Source organism: Streptomyces sp. V4I8 (genome assembly GCF_041261225.1).
Lineage (GTDB): Bacteria > Actinomycetota > Actinomycetes > Streptomycetales > Streptomycetaceae > Streptomyces.
Map to the genome: position 1 here is coordinate 4,256,570 of NZ_JBGCCN010000001.1, position 20,119 is coordinate 4,276,688.

Consider the following 20,119-nt stretch of genomic DNA (forward strand, 5'->3'; position numbering starts at 1 on the left):
AGGGAGGTCCGGGGCGGAGCGAAGCCGTATGCGGCCAAGGGTGGGGAAGGGCAGAGAGTTGGCGCAGAGCAGTGTGCGAGGGGAGGCCCCCGCGATGGGGGACACCATGTCCCTCACCCCGCGGGCCGACCAGGACACGCCGGCCGACCAGGGCGGCCGGCACGGTGGCGGGGGGCGCAGGCGCGGCCGCGGAACCGACGGAAGGCGCCCCGCACGGCGGGTGCTGCGCTGGTCGGCGACGGTTCTGGCGGTGGTGATACTGGGCACCGCGGGTGCCGGGTATCTCTACTACCAGCACCTCAACGACAACCTGAAGAAGGACGACCTCAACATCGGCGACGCGAAGGACCGCGCCGCCGAGACCGAGGCGAACGCGGCCGGTCAGACACCGCTGAACATCCTGCTGATCGGCTCGGACGCGCGGGACAGCAAGGAGAACCAGAAACTCGGCGGCGCCAAGGAGACGTTCGGCGGCACCCCGCTCGCCGATGTGCAGATGCTGCTGCACGTCTCCGCCGACCGCACCAACATGTCGGTCGTGAGCATGCCGCGCGACACGCTGGTGGACATCCCCAAGTGCACGGACCCGGACAGCGGCGAGGTCTACAAGGCCCTCGACCGCCAGATGACGAACCGGTCGCTCGGCCGCGGCGGGCCGGGGTGCACGGTGGTGACGTGGGAGAAGCTGACCGACATCCACATCGACCACTTCATGATGATCGACTTCTCCGGTGTGGTGTCGATGGCGGACGCGATAGGCGGCGTCCCGGTCTGTGTGAACGCCAACATCCACTCCAAGGACAGCGAGGGCCACGGCTCCGGGCTGAAGCTGGAGAAGGGCACGACCTACGTCAAGGGCGAGCAGGCCCTGCAGTGGCTGCGCACCCGGTACGGCTTCGAGGACGGCAGCGACCTTGCCCGCGCCAAGGCGCAGCACCAGTACATGAACTCGATGGTCCGCGAGCTGCGCAAGAGCGCCAAGCTCAGCAACCCGGGCAAGCTGCGCTCCCTCGCCGAGGCGGCCACCAAGGCGCTCACGGTCGACCCGGGCCTGGGCACGGTGGCGAAGCTGTACGACCTGGCGGGCGAGCTCAAGAAGGTGCCGACGTCGCGCATCACCATGACGACGATGCCCAACGCGTACGACACGATTCAGACCGGCCGGGTGGTGCCCACCGAGGACGCGACCAAGCTGTTCCGGCTGGTGCGTGAGGACGTCGCCCTCGACGGCAAGGACAAGAAGAAGCCCACCGAGGAGAAGGCTTCCACCGACCCGGCCGCGGCGGACGACGCGATCGCCGTCCAGGTGCAGAACGGCACCCGCACCGACACCCTCGCCCCGGCCTCCGGCCGCGCGACCACCGTCGCCGGGCTGCTCGTGGGCAAGGGCTTCACCCAGGCCGTGGCGGACGCCTCGACCACGCCGGTCGAGGACACGACGCTCGTCCGCTATCCGAGTGCCGACCTGGAGGGCGACGCCCAGCGGGTCGCCAAGGCACTCGGCATCCCCACCAGTGCCGTGGAGAAGTCCACGAACGTCTCCGGCGTCACGCTCGTCGTCGGCGCCGACTGGCGGAAGGGTACGGCGTACAAGGCGCCGAAGGAGGACGACAAGACGCCGGACACGGCGGAGGCGCTGAACGCCTCCGACACCAAGGCCTGCATGAAGGTGAACCCGGCGTTCACCTGGTGACGGGCTCCCCCGCCGGCGGGCTCAGTTGGCGCTGAGCACGGCCGGGCGGCGGGAGGCGATGACCTTCTTCGCCAGGGAACGCGGGCTGGTCAGGAAGCCGTAGCCCCAGGACATGTGCATGGTGGCGAGGGCGACCGGGATCTGCAGGCGTGCCTTCAGCGGGAGGCCCTTGCCGGCCGGGAGCGAGCCGGCGGTGATGGCCGCGAGGTAGCCGCCTGGGACCACCAGGGCCCACGGGGTCACCGCGACGCCCAGCACCAGGCCCGCCGCGATCGCGCACACCGCCGTCGGCGGGGCGAGATAGCGCAGGTTGATGGAGCCGGCGTGGTAGCGGGCGACGACGTGGCGCCAGCGGCCGTAGTCCTTGTACTGCTTGGCGAGGGCCTTCACCGAGGGCCTCGGGCGGTACGACACCTTCAGCTCGGGCGAGAACCAGATGAGCCCGCCCGCTTCCCGGATCCGGAAGTTGAGCTCCCAGTCCTGGGCGCGGATGAACTCCTCGTTGTAGCCGCCCTGTTGCTCCAGGGCCTCGCGCCGGAAGACGCCGAGGTAGACGGTCTCGGCCGACTGGGCCGCGCCGCCGGTGTGGAAGGCCGCGTTCCCGACCCCGATCTTCGAGGTCATCGCGGCCGCGACGGCGTGCTCCCAGTCGTTCTCGCCCTCGGCGTGCATGATGCCGCCGACGTTCTGCGCGCCGGTCTCCTCCAGGAGCCGTACGGCGGTGGCGATGTAGTTCGGCGAGAGGATCCCGTGGCCGTCGACGCGGACGACGATCGGGTGGCGGGAGGCCTTGATCGCGGCGTTGAGGGCGGCGGGGGTGCGGCCGGTGGGGTTCGGGACGGTGTGGACGCGGGAGTCGTCCCGTACGAGCTCGGCGGCGATCTCGTCCGTACGGTCCGTGGACGGACCGAGGGCGATCACGACCTCCATCTCGCCGGCGTACTCCTGCGCAAGGATCGCTTGGACGGCTCCGCGCAGATGCCGCTCCTCGTTCAGGACGGGCATGATGACGGACACGGCGGGGAGCTGCACGTCGGGCTTGGCGTTCATAGGGGGCTCACGTTACCGCGAACGGGGGACAGCGGTGCGCCCCGCCGGGGTCGCTGCCCCGGGCTGCAGATCGTATGGGCCTACGGTGCTCACGGATCCCACGTACGGCCCCCAGGGCAACCCCAGCGGAGGTATCCCCCCATGCCCACGCCGCCCCGCCGCTCTTCCGCCCCGCCGCAGCGCAGCCCGCAGCCGTCCCGTGGCGGGGCGCGGCCGGTCGCGTCCGGACGGCGCAAGCGGCCGCGCTGGGCCATGCGGGCGGTGACCACGCTGTCGGTCGTGGTCCTCGCCTCGGCCGGCATCGGGCACGCGGTGGTCACCAGCCTGGACGCGAAGATCGCGCGCGTGGACCCGTTCAAGGACATGAAGAACCGGCCGCAGGCCGGGCACGGGATGAACGTCCTGCTCGTGGGCACGGACGGCCGCGACCGCGTCAGCGCGGAGGAGCGGCGCAAGTACCGGCTGGGCGGCGCGCCCTGTCACTGCACCGACACGATCATGATCGTGCACATCTCGGAGGACCGGGAGCGGGCGAGCGTGGTGAGCCTGCCGCGCGACTCGTACGCCGAGGTGCCCGCCGGTGAGGGGCGCAAGGCCCATGCCATCAAGATCAACGCGGCGTACGCGGAGGGCGGTCCGAACCTCACCGTGCGCACGGTCGAGCACATGACCCACGTCAAGATCGACCACTATCTGGAGGTCGACTTCACCAGCTTCATGAAGACGGTGGACGTGGTGGGCGGCGTGCAGATCTGCACCGCCGAGCCCCTGAAGGACTCGTACACCGGGCTGGACCTGCCGGCCGGCCGGCACCGGCTGATGGGCGGCGAGGCGTTGCAGTACGTCCGCGCACGGCATGTCGACAGCGACTCCGACCTGGGCCGGGTGCACCGCCAGCAGCGGTTCATGGCGGCCCTGGTCGAGCGGGCGACGTCGTCCGGGATCCTGCTGAACCCGATGAGGTTCCGGGACGTGACGCGGGCCGTGCTGGGCTCGGTGCGGGCCGACAAGGGCTTCGGGACGGGCGAGCTGCTCGACCTGGGGCGGGCGATGCGGAACTTCTCGCCGTCGTCGTCGGAGTTCACGACCGTGCCGATCGGGCAGCTGGAGTACGAGGTGAAGGGCGTCGGCTCCACGGTGAAGTGGGACACCGCCCAGGCCGAACGCCTCTTCCGGGCCCTGCGCGAGGACCAGCCGCTGTCCGCGCACCGGCCGAAGCGCAAGGCGGTCCCGGTGGAGGTCGCCCCGCAGCAGATCCGCGTCCAGGTGGAGAACGGCACCAAGGAGAACGGCCTCGGCGAGCGCGTCGACGCGGCGCTGGCGGCGACCGGGTTCCGCACGACGGGACACCCGGCGACCGCGCAGGACCGCGCGGTGAAGCGCACGGTCGTCGCCCACGACCCCGGCTGGGACCGCTCGGCCAAGTCGCTGGCTGCCGCACTGCCGGGGAGTGAACTGCGGGCGGTGAAGGGGCTGGGGCCGACGCTGAAGGTCGTCCTCGGGGCGGACTTCGAGAAGGTGCGGAAGGTACGGGCGGAGGACCCGACGCAGGGCCAGTCCATCGTGGTGCGGGGGGACGAGGCGGGCTGCTCGTAGGCCTTCGCGCTCCGCACCGGGGCGGCTGAGCCGGCCGGTTCGGCAGCGGGCCATAACCTCAATGGACCCGTACGGCGTGCCTTTGGCGGAATGCCGGGCACGTTGGCTCGTGCGGCATCTGGTGTGAATTGTTCGTGTCCGCCCGATGGCGCGGTGCGGTGGGCGGGCGTAGGACGGAAGGGCACGGGGCCCGCCCCGGGCTCCCGCACCCCCCAGGAGGAGCCATGACCCAGCCCGGAACCATGCCTGCCATGAGCAAGGAGATGCAGGACTGCGTCGACGCGTGCATGACCTGCCACGGCATCTGCGAGGAGACCATGAGCTCCTGCATGCAGATGGGCGGCCAGGCTCAGATGCAGATCATGCGGGCGCTCATGGACTGCGCCGAGACGACCCGCATGTGCGCGGACATGATGATGCGCCGCTCGCCGATGTCGGCCGAGATGTGCGCGATGTGCGCCAAGGCCTGTGAGATGTGCGCCGAGGCGTGTATGTCCATGCCGGACGATCCGCAGATGATGCGCTGCGCGGAGGCGTGTCGCCGCTGCGCCACCACCTGCCGCGCGATGGCGGGCGCCACGATGTGACGGTCGCCTGACAGCGGTCGAGGGCACCCGGTTCCGGGTGCCCTCGATGCTGTCTGTCCTGGGTTCTGTCTGTCCTGGGTTCTGCCGGTCGGTGCTGCCGTCGGCTCAGTTGCTGGAGACGGTCACCGTCTCGTCGTTCTTCAGCTGCTCCACCAGCGTCTTCACCTTCGCCTTGTCCCAGACGAGGTTGCCGCCCGTGGAGCCGGAGATCGGCATGTTCATCGACTTGCCCTCGCCGCCGCTGACGCCCTTCATCGACCAGAACATGTCCGCCAGGTCGAACAGGCCCATGTCCTTGTCGACGATCAGGGAGTCCAGCCCCGCACCCATGGTCGGGTACAGCTTGAACGGGTTGAGGATCGTGCCCGGCGTCGCCACCTGGTTGGCCAGGGCCGAGAGGAACTTCTGCTGGTTCTTCGTGCGGTCCAGGTCGGAGCCGGCCAGCGCGTACCGGGTACGGACGAAGGCGAGCGCCTCCTCGCCGTTCAGGGTCTGCTTGCCCTTCTTGAAGTCCGCGCCGGACTTGGAGTCCTTGATGTCCTGCGGGATGTCGATCTCGACACCGCCGACCGAGTCCACGATGTTCGCGAAGCCCGCGAAGCCGATCTCGACGTAGTGGTCGATGTGCAGGCCGGTGTTGTACTCGACCGTGCGGACCAGCAGCTCCGGGCCGTCCTCGGCGTACGCGGCGTTCAGCTTCACGTGCCGGCCCGTGCCCTGGTAGGTCTTGCCGGACTCGGAGCCCACGAAGGTCGGGATCTCGACGTCCGAGTCACGCGGCAGCGATATCAGCGTCGGGCCGTTGCTGCCGGTGTGCAGGATCATCATCGAGTCCGTGCGCTTGCCCTCGGCGGACCCGGTGTGCAGGTTCTTCTTCTCCTCGGCGGACATGCCCTCACGGCTGTCGGAGCCGACGATCAGGTAGTTCGTGCCCTCGCCCGCCTCCGGCCGGTCGATGACCTTGGACAGGTCGACCTCGCGGTTGAGCTTGCCGTCGGCCCAGAAGTAGGTGGCGACGCTCGTCACGACCAGCAGCGTCACGAGCGTGATCGTGGTGACCTTGATACGGCGCCGCCAGTTCGGCGCGGGACGCGGCTCGCGCGTCCCTCTGCCGCCGGGGCCGCCCGGGCCGCCGGAGCCGCCGGAGCCGCCGTAGACCTGCCCGGTGTTGTAGCCGCTGTCGTACCCGTCGTCGTCGCCGTAGCCGCCGTGGCCCTGGCCGTTCACGTACGACGGCTGCTGCGGCACCCCGCCGTATCCCTGGCCGGGCGGCGCCGCCGGACCGCGGCGGACCTGCCGCATCACGCGTGCTCCCTCGGGCTGTGCGCTCGAGCTGCCGCGTCCGTAGCGGTTACCGCGATTGTCGTCGGACCATCCACCGGGCCAGTCATTCATGCGCCCCAGTGTGCAGGGCACGGCCGGGTGCCTTACAAGGTTCGGGGGAAAATAGAGGCACGGCTGTTGCGAACCCAACACAAAGTCCGCGAATGTCGGGTCGGCATAAGGTGGAGGCCATGACAGACCAGGTCACCGCCCCGGAGTCGGGCACACCGGAGATCCCGGGCAAGCCGACGTCGGCCTCCCGCACCACCCTGAGCCACATCATGAGCCACAACGACACCAACCTGCTGGGGACGGTGCACGGCGGGGTGATCATGAAACTGGTCGACGACGCGGCGGGCGCGGTGGCCGGACGGCACAGCGGTGGCCCCGCCGTCACCGCGTCCATGGACGAGATGGCCTTCCTGGAGCCGGTCCGCGTCGGCGACCTCGTCCATGTGAAGGCCCAGGTCAACTGGACCGGCCGGACCTCGATGGAGGTCGGCGTACGGGTCCTGGCCGAGCGCTGGAACGAGTCGGCCCCGCCCACCCAGGTCGGCTCGGCCTACCTGGTCTTCGCGGCGGTGGACGCCGACGGCAAGCCGCGCCGGGTCCCGCCGGTGATACCGGAGACCGAGCGCGACAAGCGACGCAACCAGGAGGCCCACATCCGCCGCACGCACCGGCTGGCCCGCCGCCGCGCGATCAAGGAGCTGCGGGAGAAGCGGGCGGCTGAGGGGTACGAGGACTGAGCCGCCGGATGTGAGGCGTGACGACGAAGCCCCGGCCCGGCCCGCACGGCCGGACCGGGGCTTTCCCCGATCACCTTCGTTACAGCAGGACTCGCGTTACAGCAGGGTTCGCCTTACAGCAGGTTTCGCGTTACAGCAGGACTCGTTACGGAAGATTCCGCGCCATCACGATCCGCTGGACTTGGTTCGTGCCCTCATAAATCTGCGTGATCTTGGCGTCGCGCATCATGCGCTCCACCGGGTAGTCACGGGTGTAGCCGTACCCGCCGAGGAGCTGGACGGCGTCCGTGGTGACCTCCATCGCCACGTCCGAGGCGAAGCACTTGGCGGCGGCGCCCAGGTAGGTGAGGTCGGCGTCGACGCGCTGTGAGGCGGCCGCCGCCTGGTACGTCAGGGCGCGGGCGGCCGAGATCTTCATGGCCATGTCGGCGAGCATGAACTGGATGCCCTGGAAGTCGGCGATCGGCTTGCCGAACTGCTTGCGCTCCTGGACGTAGCCCTTGGCGTAGTCCAGCGCGCCCTGCGCGATGCCCAGCGCCTGCGCCGCGATGGTGATGCGGGTGTGGTCGAGCGTCTGCATCGCGGTGGCGAAGCCGGTGCCCTCCTCGCCGATCATGCGGTCCGCCGGGATGCGAACGTTGTCCAGGTAGACCTCGCGGGTCGGGGAGCCCTTGATGCCGAGCTTCTTCTCCGGGGCGCCGAAGGAGACACCCTCGTCGGACTTCTCGACGACGAAGGCGCTGATGCCCTTGGAGCGCTTCGTCGGGTCGGTGACCGCCATCACGGTGTAGTAGTCGGAGACGCCGGCGTTGGTGATCCAGCGCTTCACGCCGTTCAGGACGTAGTGGTCGCCGTCGCGGACGGCCTTCGTCTTCATGCCGGCCGCGTCGGAGCCGGCGTCCGGCTCGGAGAGGCAGTACGAGAACATGCCGTCGCCCTTGGCGAGCGGGGTCATGTACTTCTTCTTCAGCTCCTCGGAGCCGGAGAGGATCACGGGCAGGGAGCCGAGCTTGTTCACGGCCGGGATGAGGGAGGAGCTCGCGCACACGCGGGCCACTTCCTCGATCACTATCACCGTGGCCAGCGCGTCCGCGCCCGCGCCGCCGTACTCCTCGGGCACGTGCACCGCGTGCAGGTCGTTGGCGACCAGGGCATCCAGCGCCTCCTGCGGGAAGCGCGCGTCCTCGTCCACCGCGGCGGCGTACGGCGCGATCTTCGCCTCGGCCAGCGAGCGGATGGCGTCACGGAGCATGTCGTGCTCCTCGGACGGGCGGTACAGGTCGAAGTCAGCCGATCCGGCCAAGGTCTCTCACGCTCCAAGGACGCTGGTTAGCAAGTGCGGTGCTGGCGCTAATTACCGTTAAGTAACTCAAATTTTAGAGGTCGGCTCACGGGAGGGGTACGTGAGCTTGGCGACAGCTGGGAAGTTGCCCTTCAGAGCCTCCGACTATGCTCGGGCGCGCACCTCCCCCGTACCCCTTTCTGGAGTCCCCATGGCCCTCAAGATCACCGTGATCGGCACCGGTTACCTCGGCGCGACCCACGCCGCGGCCATGGCCGAGCTCGGCTTCGAGGTGCTGGGGCTCGACGTGGTGCCCGAGAAGATCGAGATGCTGCGCCGCGGCCAGGTCCCGATGTACGAGCCGGGACTGGAGGAGCTGCTGCGCAAGCACGTGGCCGGCATCGAGGGGTCCACCGGGCGGCTGCGGTTCACCATGGACTGGGCCGAGGTGGGGGAGTTCGGCGATGTGCACTTCGTGTGCGTGAACACGCCGCAGCGGCATGGCGAGTACGCCTGTGACATGTCGTACGTCGACGCCGCCTTCGCCTCCCTCGCGCCGCATCTGAGGAACGCCGCCCTCGTCGTCGGCAAGTCCACCGTCCCCGTCGGCTCCGCCGACCGCCTCGCCGCCTACCTCGCCGAGCACGCGCCGGCCGGCGAGGACGCCGAGCTGGCCTGGAACCCGGAGTTCCTGCGCGAGGGCTTCGCCGTCCAGGACACGCTGCACCCGGACCGGATCGTGGTCGGTGTGCGCAGCGAGCGGGCCGAGAAGCTGCTGCGCGAGGTCTACACGACGCCGGTCGCCGACGGCTCCCCCTTCGTCGTCACCGACTTCCCCACCGCCGAGCTGGTGAAGACCTCCGCCAACTCCTTCCTCGCCACCAAGATCTCCTTCATCAACGCGATGGCGGAGGTGTGCGAGGCCGCCGACGGAGATGTGGCCAAGCTCGCGGAGGCCATCGGCTACGACGACCGGATCGGAGGGAAGTTCCTGCGGGCCGGTATCGGCTTCGGCGGCGGCTGTCTGCCCAAGGACATCCGCGCCTTCATGGCCCGGGCGGGCGAGCTGGGCGCCGACCAGGCGCTGACCTTCCTGCGCGAGATCGACTCGATCAACATGCGCCAGCGCGGGCAGATGGTGGAGCTTGCTCGGCAGGCACTGGGCGGCGGGCCCTTCCTGGGCAAGCGGGTCGCGGTGCTCGGCGCCACCTTCAAGCCCGACTCGGACGACGTACGGGACTCGCCCGCGCTGAACGTCGCCGGGCAGATCCACCTCCAGGGCGGCCAGGTCACGGTCTACGACCCCAAGGGCATGGACAACGCCCGCCGCCTCTTTCCGACCCTGGGCTACGCCGACACCGCGATCGACGCGGTACGCGGCGCCGATGTCGTCCTGCATCTCACGGAATGGCGGGAATTCCGCGAGCTGGACGCGGAGGAACTCGGTGCGGTCGCGACGGCACGGGTCATTCTGGACGGACGTAATGCGCTCGACCCTGAGGTGTGGCGCAAGGCCGGCTGGAGCTATCGGGCGATGGGACGGCCGACGGCCTGAGAAAAGGCAGGCGGTGTTTCCGGCAGGAAAATTGTGCTCGCACGGCCCGCCCCCACAGGGGGACAGGCCCACTGCGGCCCGCCCCAGGCCCACGCCAGGGCATATGCCGTTCTCCTTGAAATCCCCACGCGACTTCGAATTCTATTCGGGTAGCGTGAAGGAAAAGAAATGACCGCACGCGAATTCTCCACAGCTGCAATTGCGCGGAATAGCGGCGGTCTCACCCGGTCTCACAACGGGGGACCCCCCGAAAGAGAGGCACCGCAACAGCCACTTAACTGACGTGTAGCCGCGCGGAATTCGCGTGCCACTCCACTGGTCGGCGTTCATCCGATTGAACGGACCATGCCAGGAGTGACCATGCCCCTGTTCCGCCGGGCCCTGTGGCCGCAGGACCACCGTGACGAACTGGTCGCGGGAGCGCTCGTCGGCGCCGTGGTGGTCGTGCTGGGCTACGCGTCGGGTATCGGCGCCACCGCCTCCGACACGACCGCCGCCCCACCACCCACGGCCACCTCCCCCTCGTCCCCGGGCGAGGCCACCGCACCTCAGCCCCCGGCCGACGACGCCGGCGGCTCCGGGGGCGGCGCGGCGGGAACCGGGGCGCTGCCCGTCACCGGCGTCTACTACCCCGGCGGCACGGGCACGGACCACACCGGTCACACCGGCACTTCCGGCGGCACAGGCGCGGGCCACCCGGGTCACGGCGCCTCCCCCACCCCCTCCGGCTCCGCACCCCCGTCCTCCCCCACCCCGTCCACGCCGGGCACCACCCCGCCCGCCGACGACGCCGCCTGCGAGGACGGCGAGGTCCGGCTCGCCGGACCGCTCCTGACCGGCCTCACCGAGCCCGTCGTCGGCCTCCTGGACCCCACCTCCGAGGCCTCCCCGACCCCGCAGCCCTCCCCCTGCGTCGGCCTCGCCCCGCTCCCGTCCCTCCTCGGCGGCATCACCCCCTCCCCGGAGGGGACGCCATGACCCTGCGCCGCACCCTCGCGCTCCTCGCCCTCACCCCGCTCCTCTACGTCCTCTCGGGCACCGCCCAGGCCTCCGCCCACACCGAGCTGGTCACCTCCAGCCCCGCGAACGGCGCCGAGCTGAGGAAGGTCCCCGACCACCTCACCCTCACCTTCGACGAGGCCGTCGACGTGGCCGAGGTGCGCGTGATGACGCTGGACGGCGACCGGCTCCCGGTGTCCCTCGTGCCGGGCCACAAGGGCGAGACCGTACGTGCCGCCCTCGGACACCCGGCGGACGGCGACTACGCCGTCGTCTGGTCGGTCGTCGACGAGGAGGACGGACACGCCTCCTCCGGGCGGCTGGACTTCGGCATCGGCACGCCCGCCGCCGCCCAGGACCGCGGCGACGAGGCCGCACCCGCACCGTCCCCCCTGGTGCGGAAAGGCCTCGTCGCCGCTCGCTGGACCGGCTATCTGGCGCTGGCGCTGTTCATCGGCGGCCTGGCCTTCGTCACGCTGCTGTGGCCGCGCGGCGCACACGAGCCACGGGCCCGGGCGCTGCTGGGGCTGGCCTGGACGTGCGGCCTGCTGGCGTCGGTGGCGAGCATCGGGCTGCAGGGCGCGTACGGCGCACTCGGCGGCCTGCGTGATGCCCTGCGCGCCGAGACGTACGTGGACGTCCTGACCACCGGACCCGGCGTCGTGTTCGCCGCCCGGGTGCTGCTGTGGGTGCTCGCGGCGGTGGTGCTGAGCGCGCTGCTGCAGGGCGGGCCCGGCACCTCCCGCTCCCCCGGCTGGCGGGTCGGCGCGCTCGCCGTCTGTCTCGGGCTGCTGCGGGCGACCGGCATGGCGGGCCACAACTCCGAGGGCGGTGAGCCCACTTGGGGCGCGCTCGCCGACCTCGTGCATCTGCTCGGCGTCTCGCTGTGGATCGGCGGGCTTGCCATGCTCGCGCTGGCGGTGCTGCCGCGCCGCCGGGCGGGGGAGCTCGCGCAGGTCGTGCCGGGCTACTCACGGCTGGCGGCGGTGAGCGTGGCGGGCATCGTCGCGGCCGGGCTGGTGCTGGCGTGGCAGGTCGTGGGGTCGTACGACGCCCTGCTGCACACCTCGTACGGGCATCTGCTGCTGCTCAAGACCGGTGTCCTCGGCGTCGTCCTGCCGGCCGCCCTCGCCAGCCGTCAGTGGGTGCGCACCCGCCTCGATCTCGCCGTGCTGCTGCGCGGCGACGCCGCCACCGTGCGGCCCTTCGGTTACTCGGTCGCGGCCGAGACGGGGCTCGTCCTCGTCGTGCTCGCCGTGACGAGTCTGCTGGTCACGGCCAACCCTGGCCAGTGAACTCCCATGAAAATCAAAGGAGTTGCGTTGAAACAAGGTAATGAGAGCGACGCGGCACCGCGCCGCCGGGCGCCCTCGGGCAACCGGGGTCTGCTGGTCGCCGGACTCGGCGCGGCGCTGACCGCGGTGCTCAGCCTGGGGCTGCTCCAGGCCGCCTCGGGCACCTCGGCGGGCGGGGCGTCCTCCACGGCGGCGGCGGGCGCGGCTCAGGCGCCCGCTGCCGCCGCGGCGGAGGCGCAGCCGGCGGCCGCCGCGGCGCCGGACCACCAGGTCGACATCATGAACAACAAGTTCGGCGACGGGAAGCAGCTCGTCGTCGAGGTCGGCGAGACGGTCCGCTGGACCAACCACGACAGCGTGCCGCACACGGTCACCACGACCAAGGGCCCGAAGAAGTTCGACTCGGGCACGCTGGAGCAGGGCGACTCGTGGTCGTACACCTTCACCACGGCCGGGACGTACGAGTACTACTGCGCGGTGCACCCGGACATGGTGGCGTCCGTGAAGGTCGTGGCGGCCGACGACGGCGGTTCGTCAGGTGGGTCGTCCGGCGGGTCCTCCGGGGGTTCCACCGGCGGGTCGACCGGCGGCTCCTCCGGTGGTACGTCCGGTGGCAGCACGGGCGGCACGTCCGGCGGCTCCTCCGGTGGTACGTCCGGTGGCAGCACGGGCGGCACCTCCGGTGGTTCGACCGGCGGTACGTCGGGCGGTGGCTCCGGTGACGGCGACGAGCAGTGCACCAGCGTCCAGAACGTGCTGCTGCCGATCCTCCAGCACCTCAACGCGGCCCACCTGGAGCGTTCCCCGGGCCAGCAGGTGCAGGACGCGCTGGCGCTGGACTCGTACATCAAGCTGCACACGGTCTGGGTCGAGAGCATCCTGAAGCCCGCCACCGAGGGCGGCGGCACGATCCTGGACGACACGCTCAGCGTGCTGCTGAACCACGTCAACAAGGCGCACCTGGAGGAGTCGCCCGGGCAGCAGGTCGCCGACCTGCTGAACGCCGACAGCTACGTGCAGATGCACACGGTCTGGGCCGAGCACATGCTCGCCCCCACCGAGGACTTCCTCACCAACAGTTGCTGACACCGCCCGCGCGGATGACGGACGCCGGTCCGGCCGAGGCTCAGTCGGCCGGACCGGCGCTCCCCCATTGTCCCCATCACCGCCGCCCCGACGGAACCGCTTTCCAAGGAGAACGGGATGACAACCGTCACCCTGCCCATCGACCCGACCCCGCCCGGGGCGCCCGGGGCGGCCCTCTGGCTGCCGCTGCCCGGCCGCTACACCGTGGCCCCCGACCGCTCGCTCGTCGAACTCACCACCCTCTGCGGCCCGCTGCCCGTCCGCCGCCGTCGCCTCACCCTCGCCGCCGCCTCGCTCACCGTGTCCGAGGCCGGCGAACACCCCACCTTCCGCTTCGAGTTCGACGACGTGCACCTCAAGGGTGCCCTCGCCCTCACCCACGCCCACGCCCCCGCCCCCGCCCCCGCCCCCGCATCAGCCGGCACCGTCCAGCTGACCGGCGACCTCGCCATCGACGGCATCGACTTCCCCGTGCTGCTGCGGCTGCGGGTCGTCGAGCGGGCCGACGACCGGCTGCTCGGCGTGGGTGTGGCCCGGCTGCCGTACCGGCTGCTGCGGCGCGCGACCGGCTTCAGGTTCGGCCGGCTGCGTCCGGCGACCCGGCTGCGGCTGCTGGTCGCCGGGGAGTTCACGTGAGGGCGGCCCGGCGGCCTGTCCAGGGGGCCGTGCTCGCCCTGTCCGTCCTGCTCGGGCTGCTGTTCCTGGTGCCCGGCGGCCGGGCGGCTGCGGCGACGTACCGGGTGGCCATGAGCGGGTACGCCTTCAGCCCGGCGACGCTGACCGTCACCGCCGGTTCCACGGTGACCTGGACCAACCAGGACACCGCACCGCACGACGTGAAGACCACCTCCGGCCCGGCCGCCTTCCACTCCCCCATGCTGAACAAGGGCGGCAGCTGGAGCTTCACGTTCACCACGCCGGGGGCGTACGCCTACTACTGCACCGTCCACCCGAACATGACCGCCCGGATCATGGTCCAGCCGGCGGCCCCGGCGACCTCGCCGACGCACGACCACTCGGGGGCCGGGGCGGACTCCGGCAGCCAGTCGTCCGGGAACCAGACCTCGGGAAGCCATACGGCGGGTCATCACGCGGCCGCCCCCAGCCCGACGACGGCGACGCGCTCACCGGCGTCCTCGCCCGCCCGGTCCACGTCGTCCACGTCGGCCACGTCGGCCCCGGCGGCCGCACAGCAGGCCTCGCCGTCACCGACGCCCACGGCGGCCTCGATGCCACAGACCCAGGTCACCGCGGCGACGGCCCGACCGCTGGACCCCTTGCTCGTCCTGACCGGGATCGTCGCGGGCGTCGCGGTGCTGTGCCTGCTGCTGGTGGGCTCACGGGCGTCGCGGACCCGCGAGGAGGTGGGGGACTAGGGGGTGTTCCGAAAGTCCCGTGCGATGCCCGCGCGTGCCGGGCGCCGCGGGTGCTGCGCGGGACTTTCGAAACACCCCTGGGCGGCGGCCCGCCCGGCGACGGTCGGCGGCCGGCCCGCTCACTTGGCCCGGTAGCGCCGCATCTTCGCCCGCGCCCCGCACACCTGCATCGAGCACCAGCGACCGCGGCCCGCCGGGCTGCGGTCGTAGTACGCCCAGTGGCAGTCGACCGCCTCGCAGGCCTTCAGGCGGGTCCAGGTGTCCTCGACGAGGGCATGGGCGATCGCCGCCGCCACCCGGGAGAGCAGCGGACCCTCCTGCGCGGGGGCGAGGGTGGCCGAACCGTCGGCGGCGTCGACCGCCACCACCAGCGGGCTCGCCCTGAGCAGGTCGCCGAGCGGGGTCACCGCACGGTGCGGCGGATGGCCCGCGTGGGCGAGGAGAGCCACGCGCAGGGACTCCCGCAGCTCCCGCGCGGCGGGGATGTCCGCCTCGGCCAGCCCGAAGCGCGCCCGGCCCTCCGCCGTGTCCAGCGAGTCGGCGGCCGACTCGATGTCCAGCGTGTTGACCAGGGACTGGACCAGCTCCAGGCCCCCGGGCGCGGGCGATCTCTCACTCATGGCTGCACGCTATCCCTCGGTCACCGAATCCCCTTGCGAGGTTACCGCCAATGCGGGAGCATGAGGTAACCGCGTTACCGGTTGCTGGAATGTATGAGTAACCGCAACGGGAAAACTAGGCTTCGAGGAGGAAGTCATGGCCATCGCCACAGTGGGTGCCGTCGTCCTGGACTGTCCCGACCCGCGCGCCCTCGCCGACTTCTACGCGCGCGTGCTCGGCGGCAGCATCGTGGACGAGGGGGACTGGCTGGACCTGAAGGTGCCCGGCGGGCCGGCGCTGGCGTTCCAGGCCGCGCCCGGTTACGTGCCGCCGCAGTGGCCCTCGCCCGAGCACTCGCAGCAGTTCCATCTGGACCTGACCGTCGAGGACCTGGACACGGCCGAGAAGGAGGTGCTGGCGCTCGGGGCGAAGCCGCTGGAGACCGAGGACCGCTCGCGGACCTTCAGGGTTTACGCGGACCCGGCCGGGCACCCGTTCTGCCTGTGCGCCTGCTGATCACACCCTGATCCCGGGAGGAACCCATGGCTCCAGCGGCACGTCTGCGTTCCGTCGTCATCGACTGCCCCGACCCGCGCGCCCTCGCCCGCTTCTACGCCGGCGTCGGCGGCGGTACGCCCGAGGACGACGACCCCGAGTGGGTCGTACTCCAGCTGCCGGGCGGACCGCGGCTCGCCTTCCAGCCGGCGCCCGGCTACGCCCCGCCGGAGTGGCCGCGGGCCGACCGCAACTCCCAGCAGTTCCATCTCGACTTCGACGCCGGGTCCACCTGGGAGGAGGTCGAGGCGGCCCAGGAGAAGGTGCTGGGGCTGGGCGCGCGGTTGCTGCACGCGGAGGACAAGGAGGACTTCCGGGTGTACGCCGACCCGGCGGGGCATCCGTTCTGCCTCTGCCGGATCGAGGGCCCCTGAGGGCTATCCGTCCAGCTCGGAGATCTTCATCGTCGACGGCGCCCGGCGCCGCTGTGCCTCCCGGGCCGTGAAGTCGGCCTCGCGCAGGACACGTTGGACGTTGCCCCAGGTCAGCAGTGCGATGTCGGCCTCGGGCCAGTCCCGGCGCAGCAGTTCGGCGACGAGGTGCGGGTAGCAGGAGGCGTCGGCGAGGTCCTGGGGGTGGGCGGTCCCGGCGTCGTAGGTGCCGGACAGGCCGACGGACTCGGGGCCCGCGACCTCACGGACGTGGTCGAGATGGTCGGCGACGTCCCGGACGGAGGGGCCGGTCTGCTCGGCGGTGAGCGGCACCATGCACAGGCCCTGGACGGCGCCCAGCTCGGCGAGCAGTTCGTCGGGGAGGTTGGCCGGGTGCGGGCGCAGGGCGCGGGCGGCGGAGCGGGCACACAGCACCGGCGCCTTGGAGACCGCGCACGCCCGGCGCACGGTGTCCGCGGAGGCGCCTGTGAGATCGGCCAGCACGCCGAGCCGGTTCATCTCGCGCAGCACCTCCTCGCCGAACCGGGTCAGCCCCGCCTCGCTCGCCCAGGACACCCCGGACAGCGTGAGCGAGCGCAGCCCGAGCCCGTGCAGGGAACGCAGGATGCCGAGCGAGTCGCCTATGGCGGTGGCCCCGGCGGGGCCGGGCAGGACGGCGATACGGCCGCTTTGGCGGACGTCGGTGATCGGCCCGGGCGTGCAGGCGAGACGCAGCCCCTCGGGATGGGCCCCTACGACGGTCTTCACCAGGTCCAGCTGGTCCAGCGTGGCACCGACGGCCCGGTCCCCGGCCAGCCCCTCGGGCAGGTGCAGCGCCCAGAACAGCGCGGCCACATGACCCTCGCGCATCCGCGGTACGTCGGTGTCGACGGCGCTCTCGCCGAGCTCCAGGTCGAACCAGGGCAGGTGGCGCAGCGCCCACGCCAGTCCGCTGTAGCCGTCGGCGACGGGGTGATCGTCGAGGAGGGCGTGGGCGCGGTCGAGGAAGCCGGCGTCGGGGCCTTCACCGGAGCCGGAGCCGGTGGCAGTTGGGGACGGCTTCCCGGGCAGCGGGGCGGGCAGGTCATCGAGTTCGCCGACCTCGGGGCTGGGGTCCAGCTCGGACTTGAGGTCTGCCATGGCGGTCTCCGTACGTGATCGGCGTCCTGATCAGCAGTACGGTTCACCGTCGCACGGACCCGGAGGGGCTTCCTGGTGGGTGGTGCGTTCGGGGGTACCGGGCGGCGGCCTGCGTGGAACGGCGCGTCCGGGGGTACACGCGCGCGGGCTCAGCGCTCGCGCGCCGCCTCGATGACGTCGTCCAGGGTCTCCCTGGAGCGGACCAGGTCGGCGATCATGCGGTCGATCCGGTCGCGCTCGGCGGTGAGGTCCTCGACCAGCCGGGGCGTGGCGATCGCGGAGGGGCCGCCGTCGGTGTCCCGCATGCAGGGCAGCAGCTGCGCGATCCGGCTGCTGTGCAGCCCGGCGGCGAACAGCTCCTGGATCCGGATGACCCGGTCGACGGCGGCCTCCGGATAGTCGCGGTGTCCGCCGGGGGTGCGCTCGGCGCGCAGCAGCCCCTGGGCCTCGTAGTAGCGCAGCGACCGCTCGCTCACGCCGGTGCTCCGGGCCAGTTCACCGATCCGCATGCCCCGCTCCCCTGGTCCGTCCCGGCTTGAACCTGACACTGATGTCAACTTCTACGGTACGGCCATGACGCAGCCGACAGATGAGAACCCAGCCGTCCGAACCCTCCTCAGCCCGGCCCGCCTGGGCCACCTGCACCTGCCGAACCATCTCGTCATGGCCCCGCTGACCAGGAACCGAGCCGCCGCGGACGGCACTCCCACGCCGCTCATTGCCACCTACTACGCCCAGCGCGCCACGGCCGGGCTGATCATCGCCGAGGCCGCGACACCGAGCGCGGTCGGGCAGACGTATCCGAACATCACCGCGATCCACAGGCCCGCGCACGTGGCCGGCTGGCGGCAGGTCACGGATGCCGTGCGGGCAGCGGGCGGAGGACCGATGTTCCTCCAGCTCCAGCACGGCGGCCGGGTCGGGCATCCCGCCACCAGCGGGCTGACCCCGGTCTCGCCCTCGCCCGTGCCGCTCCCGGAGACGATCTTCACGCCGGACGGGCACCGCCCCGCCGTCGTCCCCCGGGAGATGACCGTCGACGACATCCGCACCACCGTCGCCGACTTCGCGTCCGCCGCCCGCAACGCCGTCGAGGCCGGCTTCGAGGGCGTCGAGGTGCACTCCGCCAACGGCCATCTGCTGCACCAGTTCCTGGCCGGCAACACCAACCGCCGCACGGACGCCTACGGCGGCTCGGTGGCCGGGCGGATCCGGTTCGTGCGGGAGGTGGTGGAGGCGGTGGCGGGCGCGATCGGGCCGGAGCGAGTGGGTGTCCGGACCTCCCCCGGGAGCACCGTCAACGGCATCGAGGAGGGCGACACCGACACGATCCACCCGGCGCTCGTCGAGGCGCTGGGCGGGCTGGGACTCGCGTATCTGCACCTCGTGTACGCCGACCCGGCGGACCCGCTGTTCCGGCGGATCCGTGCCGCCTGGCTGGGGACCCTGATCGCCAACCCCGTCCTCCCGGAGTCGTCCACGGAGGCGATCGGCGACGCGTCGGCCCGGCTCCTCGCGGCCGGTGCCGATCTGATCGCCCTCGGCCGCCCGTTCCTGGCCAACCCCGACCTGGTGCGGCGGCTGCGGCTCGGGGCGCCGCTCAACCCGGTGCGGGACCGGTACCTGATGTACACGGGCGGGGCGACCGGCTACACCGACTACCCCGCCCTCGACGATCAGCCGTCCAGTTCCCCGATGGTGGCGTTGGACGGGCCCCGCGTGGCCTGAAGGTCGCGGGCCACGTCCTCCGCGGCGCCCAGCACCCGTACGGCGTTCTGCCAGGTCAGCTTGGCCAGGTCGGTTCTCGACCAGCCGCGGTCCAGCAGTTCGGCGATCAGGTTGGGGTAGCCGGCGACGTCGTTCAGGCCGTCGGGGGTGAAGGCGGTGCCGTCGTAGTCGCCGCCGATGCCGAGGTGGTCGATGCCGGCGACCTCCCGCATGTGGTCGAGATGGTCCGCGACCGTGGACACCGTGGCGATCGGGCGCGGAGTGCGTTCCTCGAAGGCGCGGTGCACCTTCATCGCCTCGGCGGTCGTGTCGAGGTGGTGGAAGCCGTGCGCACGCATGTTCGCGTCGGCCTCGGCCGTCCAGTCGACGGCCGCCTGGAGCACGAACTTCGGCACGAACGTCACCATGGCGACGCCGCCGTTGCCCGGGAGGCGTTCCAGGACGTCGTCGGGGATGTTGCGCGGGTGGTCGCACACCGCGCGGGAGGAGGAGTGGGAGAAGATCACGGGCGCCGACGTGGCGTCCAGTGCGTCGCGCATCGTCGTCGCCGCCACGTGCGAGAGGTCGACGAGCATGCCCTCGCGGTTCATCTCCCGGACGACCTCGCGGCCGAAGGCCGACAGGCCGCCCACCCCGGGTTCGTCCGTCGCCGAGTCGGCCCACGCGATGTTGTCGTTGTGGGTGAGCGTCATGTAACGGACGCCGAGCGCGTACAACGACCGCAGCGTGGCGAGGGAGTCGGCGATGGAGTGGCCGCCCTCCGCACCGATCAGGGAGGCGATACGGCCCTCCGCGCGCGCCGCCTCCATGTCCGCCGCCGTCAGCGCGGGGCGCAGGTCGGCCGGGTAGCGGGCCAGCAACTGCCGTACGCAGTCGATCTGTTCGAGGGTGGCGCTGACCGCCTTGTCGCCGGCGTAGTCCGAGCGGACGTACACCGACCAGTACTGCGCGCCGACGCCGCCCTCGCGCAGCCGCGGGATGTCGGTGTGCAGATGGGCGCCCTGGTCGGTGGCGATGTCGCGGGCGTCGAGGTCGTAGCGGACCTGTTCGCGCAGGGCCCACGGGAGGTCGTTGTGGCCGTCGACGACCGGGAACTCGCGCAGGAGTTCCCGGGCTGCCCCCAGGGAGGTCATC

20 protein-coding genes are annotated in these 20,119 nt (G+C 71.5%); 13 read left to right on the forward strand and 7 right to left on the reverse strand.

Annotation, left to right across the window (positions count from 1 at the left end):
- The first annotated feature begins 94 nt into the window (after positions 1–94).
- On the forward strand, positions 95–1,693 hold the full coding sequence (locus ABIE67_RS19255) for an LCP family protein (protein ID WP_370259059.1): 1,599 nt from the start codon (positions 95–97) through the stop codon (positions 1,691–1,693).
- Between the two features lie 21 nt (positions 1,694–1,714).
- On the opposite strand, the gene ABIE67_RS19260 is transcribed toward ABIE67_RS19255, so the two are convergent.
- Positions 1,715–2,743, reverse strand: coding sequence for a glycosyltransferase family 2 protein (locus ABIE67_RS19260; RefSeq protein ID WP_370259060.1), 1,029 nt, complete (start codon positions 2,741–2,743; stop codon positions 1,715–1,717).
- 141 nt (positions 2,744–2,884) lie between these two features.
- Between ABIE67_RS19260 and ABIE67_RS19265 the strand changes: the two genes are divergently transcribed.
- Positions 2,885–4,339: an LCP family protein gene (locus ABIE67_RS19265; protein WP_370259061.1), complete on the forward strand. Its 1,455-nt coding sequence runs from the start codon at positions 2,885–2,887 to the stop codon at positions 4,337–4,339.
- A gap of 224 nt (positions 4,340–4,563) precedes the next feature.
- Positions 4,564–4,926, forward strand: a complete 363-nt coding sequence (locus ABIE67_RS19270) for a four-helix bundle copper-binding protein (protein WP_370259062.1) — start codon at positions 4,564–4,566, stop codon at positions 4,924–4,926.
- Positions 4,927–5,031: 105 nt separating this feature from the next.
- Here ABIE67_RS19270 and ABIE67_RS19275 read toward each other — a convergent pair whose 3' ends face one another.
- The gene (locus tag ABIE67_RS19275; protein WP_370259063.1) at positions 5,032–6,321 is read right to left on the reverse strand and encodes an LCP family protein; all 1,290 of its coding nucleotides are present in this window, start codon (positions 6,319–6,321) and stop codon (positions 5,032–5,034) included.
- Positions 6,322–6,440: 119 nt separating this feature from the next.
- Between ABIE67_RS19275 and ABIE67_RS19280 the strand changes: the two genes are divergently transcribed.
- Entirely contained in the window at positions 6,441–6,998 is a 558-nt protein-coding gene (locus ABIE67_RS19280; RefSeq protein ID WP_370259064.1) for an acyl-CoA thioesterase, read from the forward strand.
- A gap of 145 nt (positions 6,999–7,143) precedes the next feature.
- Here the strand turns inward: ABIE67_RS19280 and ABIE67_RS19285 are convergent, their stop codons facing one another.
- The gene (locus ABIE67_RS19285; protein ID WP_370259065.1) at positions 7,144–8,301 is read right to left on the reverse strand and encodes an acyl-CoA dehydrogenase; all 1,158 of its coding nucleotides are present in this window, start codon (positions 8,299–8,301) and stop codon (positions 7,144–7,146) included.
- Between the two features lie 190 nt (positions 8,302–8,491).
- Here ABIE67_RS19285 and ABIE67_RS19290 point away from each other — a divergent pair, with 190 nt between their 5' ends.
- The 6 genes from ABIE67_RS19290 to ABIE67_RS19315 all read left to right on the forward strand — a co-directional run bounded on the left by ABIE67_RS19290 (position 8,492) and on the right by ABIE67_RS19315 (position 14,591).
- Complete coding sequence (locus ABIE67_RS19290) at positions 8,492–9,835, forward strand: UDP-glucose/GDP-mannose dehydrogenase family protein (protein WP_370259066.1); 1,344 nt, start codon at positions 8,492–8,494, stop codon at positions 9,833–9,835.
- A gap of 360 nt (positions 9,836–10,195) precedes the next feature.
- Entirely contained in the window at positions 10,196–10,813 is a 618-nt protein-coding gene (locus ABIE67_RS19295; RefSeq protein WP_370259067.1) for a hypothetical protein, read from the forward strand.
- Positions 10,810–12,129, forward strand: a complete 1,320-nt coding sequence (locus ABIE67_RS19300; protein WP_370259068.1) for a copper resistance CopC/CopD family protein — start codon at positions 10,810–10,812, stop codon at positions 12,127–12,129. The genes ABIE67_RS19295 and ABIE67_RS19300 overlap by 4 nt, the downstream gene beginning before the upstream one ends.
- A 27-nt stretch (positions 12,130–12,156) precedes the next feature.
- Positions 12,157–13,215: a plastocyanin/azurin family copper-binding protein gene (locus ABIE67_RS19305; RefSeq protein ID WP_370259069.1), complete on the forward strand. Its 1,059-nt coding sequence runs from the start codon at positions 12,157–12,159 to the stop codon at positions 13,213–13,215.
- Between the two features lie 117 nt (positions 13,216–13,332).
- Positions 13,333–13,851, forward strand: a complete 519-nt coding sequence (locus ABIE67_RS19310; protein WP_370259070.1) for a hypothetical protein — start codon at positions 13,333–13,335, stop codon at positions 13,849–13,851.
- Complete coding sequence (locus tag ABIE67_RS19315) at positions 13,848–14,591, forward strand: plastocyanin/azurin family copper-binding protein (protein ID WP_370259071.1); 744 nt, start codon at positions 13,848–13,850, stop codon at positions 14,589–14,591. Before ABIE67_RS19310 ends, ABIE67_RS19315 begins: the two co-directional genes overlap by 4 nt.
- A 119-nt stretch (positions 14,592–14,710) precedes the next feature.
- Here ABIE67_RS19315 and ABIE67_RS19320 read toward each other — a convergent pair whose 3' ends face one another.
- A complete protein-coding gene (locus ABIE67_RS19320; RefSeq protein ID WP_370259072.1) occupies positions 14,711–15,211 on the reverse strand; it encodes a CGNR zinc finger domain-containing protein in 501 nt (166 codons plus the stop codon).
- A gap of 136 nt (positions 15,212–15,347) precedes the next feature.
- Between ABIE67_RS19320 and ABIE67_RS19325 the strand changes: the two genes are divergently transcribed.
- Together ABIE67_RS19325 and ABIE67_RS19330 are read left to right on the forward strand one after the other, a co-directional pair.
- Positions 15,348–15,707, forward strand: a complete 360-nt coding sequence (locus ABIE67_RS19325) for a VOC family protein (RefSeq protein WP_370259073.1) — start codon at positions 15,348–15,350, stop codon at positions 15,705–15,707.
- A gap of 26 nt (positions 15,708–15,733) precedes the next feature.
- The gene (locus tag ABIE67_RS19330) at positions 15,734–16,120 is read left to right on the forward strand and encodes a VOC family protein (RefSeq protein ID WP_370259074.1); all 387 of its coding nucleotides are present in this window, start codon (positions 15,734–15,736) and stop codon (positions 16,118–16,120) included.
- A 3-nt stretch (positions 16,121–16,123) separates the two neighbouring features.
- On the opposite strand, the gene ABIE67_RS19335 is transcribed toward ABIE67_RS19330, so the two are convergent.
- Positions 16,124–17,257 (reverse strand): dipeptidase, encoded by a 1,134-nt coding sequence (locus ABIE67_RS19335; protein ID WP_370259075.1) that lies wholly within the window; start codon positions 17,255–17,257, stop codon positions 16,124–16,126.
- A gap of 149 nt (positions 17,258–17,406) precedes the next feature.
- Positions 17,407–17,766 carry a MerR family transcriptional regulator gene (locus ABIE67_RS19340; RefSeq protein ID WP_370259076.1) on the reverse strand — a complete coding sequence of 120 codons (360 nt, stop codon included), beginning with the start codon at positions 17,764–17,766 and terminating at the stop codon, positions 17,407–17,409.
- 64 nt (positions 17,767–17,830) lie between these two features.
- Here ABIE67_RS19340 and ABIE67_RS19345 point away from each other — a divergent pair, with 64 nt between their 5' ends.
- The gene (locus ABIE67_RS19345) at positions 17,831–18,985 is read left to right on the forward strand and encodes an alkene reductase (RefSeq protein WP_370259077.1); all 1,155 of its coding nucleotides are present in this window, start codon (positions 17,831–17,833) and stop codon (positions 18,983–18,985) included.
- On the opposite strand, the gene ABIE67_RS19350 is transcribed toward ABIE67_RS19345, so the two are convergent.
- A complete protein-coding gene (locus tag ABIE67_RS19350) occupies positions 18,934–20,118 on the reverse strand; it encodes a dipeptidase (RefSeq protein ID WP_370259078.1) in 1,185 nt (394 codons plus the stop codon). The genes ABIE67_RS19345 and ABIE67_RS19350 overlap by 52 nt on opposite strands.
- Position 20,119: the final 1 nt, after the last annotated feature.

Coding starts and splice junctions, on each gene's coding strand:
- ABIE67_RS19255 (WP_370259059.1), top strand. CDS start 95: ATGGGGGACACCATGTCCCTCACCCCGCGGGCCGACCAGGACACGCCG.
- ABIE67_RS19260 (WP_370259060.1), bottom strand. CDS start 2,743: ATGAACGCCAAGCCCGACGTGCAGCTCCCCGCCGTGTCCGTCATCATG.
- ABIE67_RS19265 (WP_370259061.1), top strand. CDS start 2,885: ATGCCCACGCCGCCCCGCCGCTCTTCCGCCCCGCCGCAGCGCAGCCCG.
- ABIE67_RS19270 (WP_370259062.1), top strand. CDS start 4,564: ATGACCCAGCCCGGAACCATGCCTGCCATGAGCAAGGAGATGCAGGAC.
- ABIE67_RS19275 (WP_370259063.1), bottom strand. CDS start 6,321: ATGAATGACTGGCCCGGTGGATGGTCCGACGACAATCGCGGTAACCGC.
- ABIE67_RS19280 (WP_370259064.1), top strand. CDS start 6,441: ATGACAGACCAGGTCACCGCCCCGGAGTCGGGCACACCGGAGATCCCG.
- ABIE67_RS19290 (WP_370259066.1), top strand. CDS start 8,492: ATGGCCCTCAAGATCACCGTGATCGGCACCGGTTACCTCGGCGCGACC.
- ABIE67_RS19295 (WP_370259067.1), top strand. CDS start 10,196: ATGCCCCTGTTCCGCCGGGCCCTGTGGCCGCAGGACCACCGTGACGAA.
- ABIE67_RS19300 (WP_370259068.1), top strand. CDS start 10,810: ATGACCCTGCGCCGCACCCTCGCGCTCCTCGCCCTCACCCCGCTCCTC.
- ABIE67_RS19310 (WP_370259070.1), top strand. CDS start 13,333: ATGACAACCGTCACCCTGCCCATCGACCCGACCCCGCCCGGGGCGCCC.
- ABIE67_RS19320 (WP_370259072.1), bottom strand. CDS start 15,211: ATGAGTGAGAGATCGCCCGCGCCCGGGGGCCTGGAGCTGGTCCAGTCC.
- ABIE67_RS19325 (WP_370259073.1), top strand. CDS start 15,348: ATGGCCATCGCCACAGTGGGTGCCGTCGTCCTGGACTGTCCCGACCCG.
- ABIE67_RS19330 (WP_370259074.1), top strand. CDS start 15,734: ATGGCTCCAGCGGCACGTCTGCGTTCCGTCGTCATCGACTGCCCCGAC.
- ABIE67_RS19335 (WP_370259075.1), bottom strand. CDS start 17,257: ATGGCAGACCTCAAGTCCGAGCTGGACCCCAGCCCCGAGGTCGGCGAA.
- ABIE67_RS19340 (WP_370259076.1), bottom strand. CDS start 17,766: ATGCGGATCGGTGAACTGGCCCGGAGCACCGGCGTGAGCGAGCGGTCG.
- ABIE67_RS19345 (WP_370259077.1), top strand. CDS start 17,831: ATGACGCAGCCGACAGATGAGAACCCAGCCGTCCGAACCCTCCTCAGC.
- ABIE67_RS19350 (WP_370259078.1), bottom strand. CDS start 20,118: ATGACCTCCCTGGGGGCAGCCCGGGAACTCCTGCGCGAGTTCCCGGTC.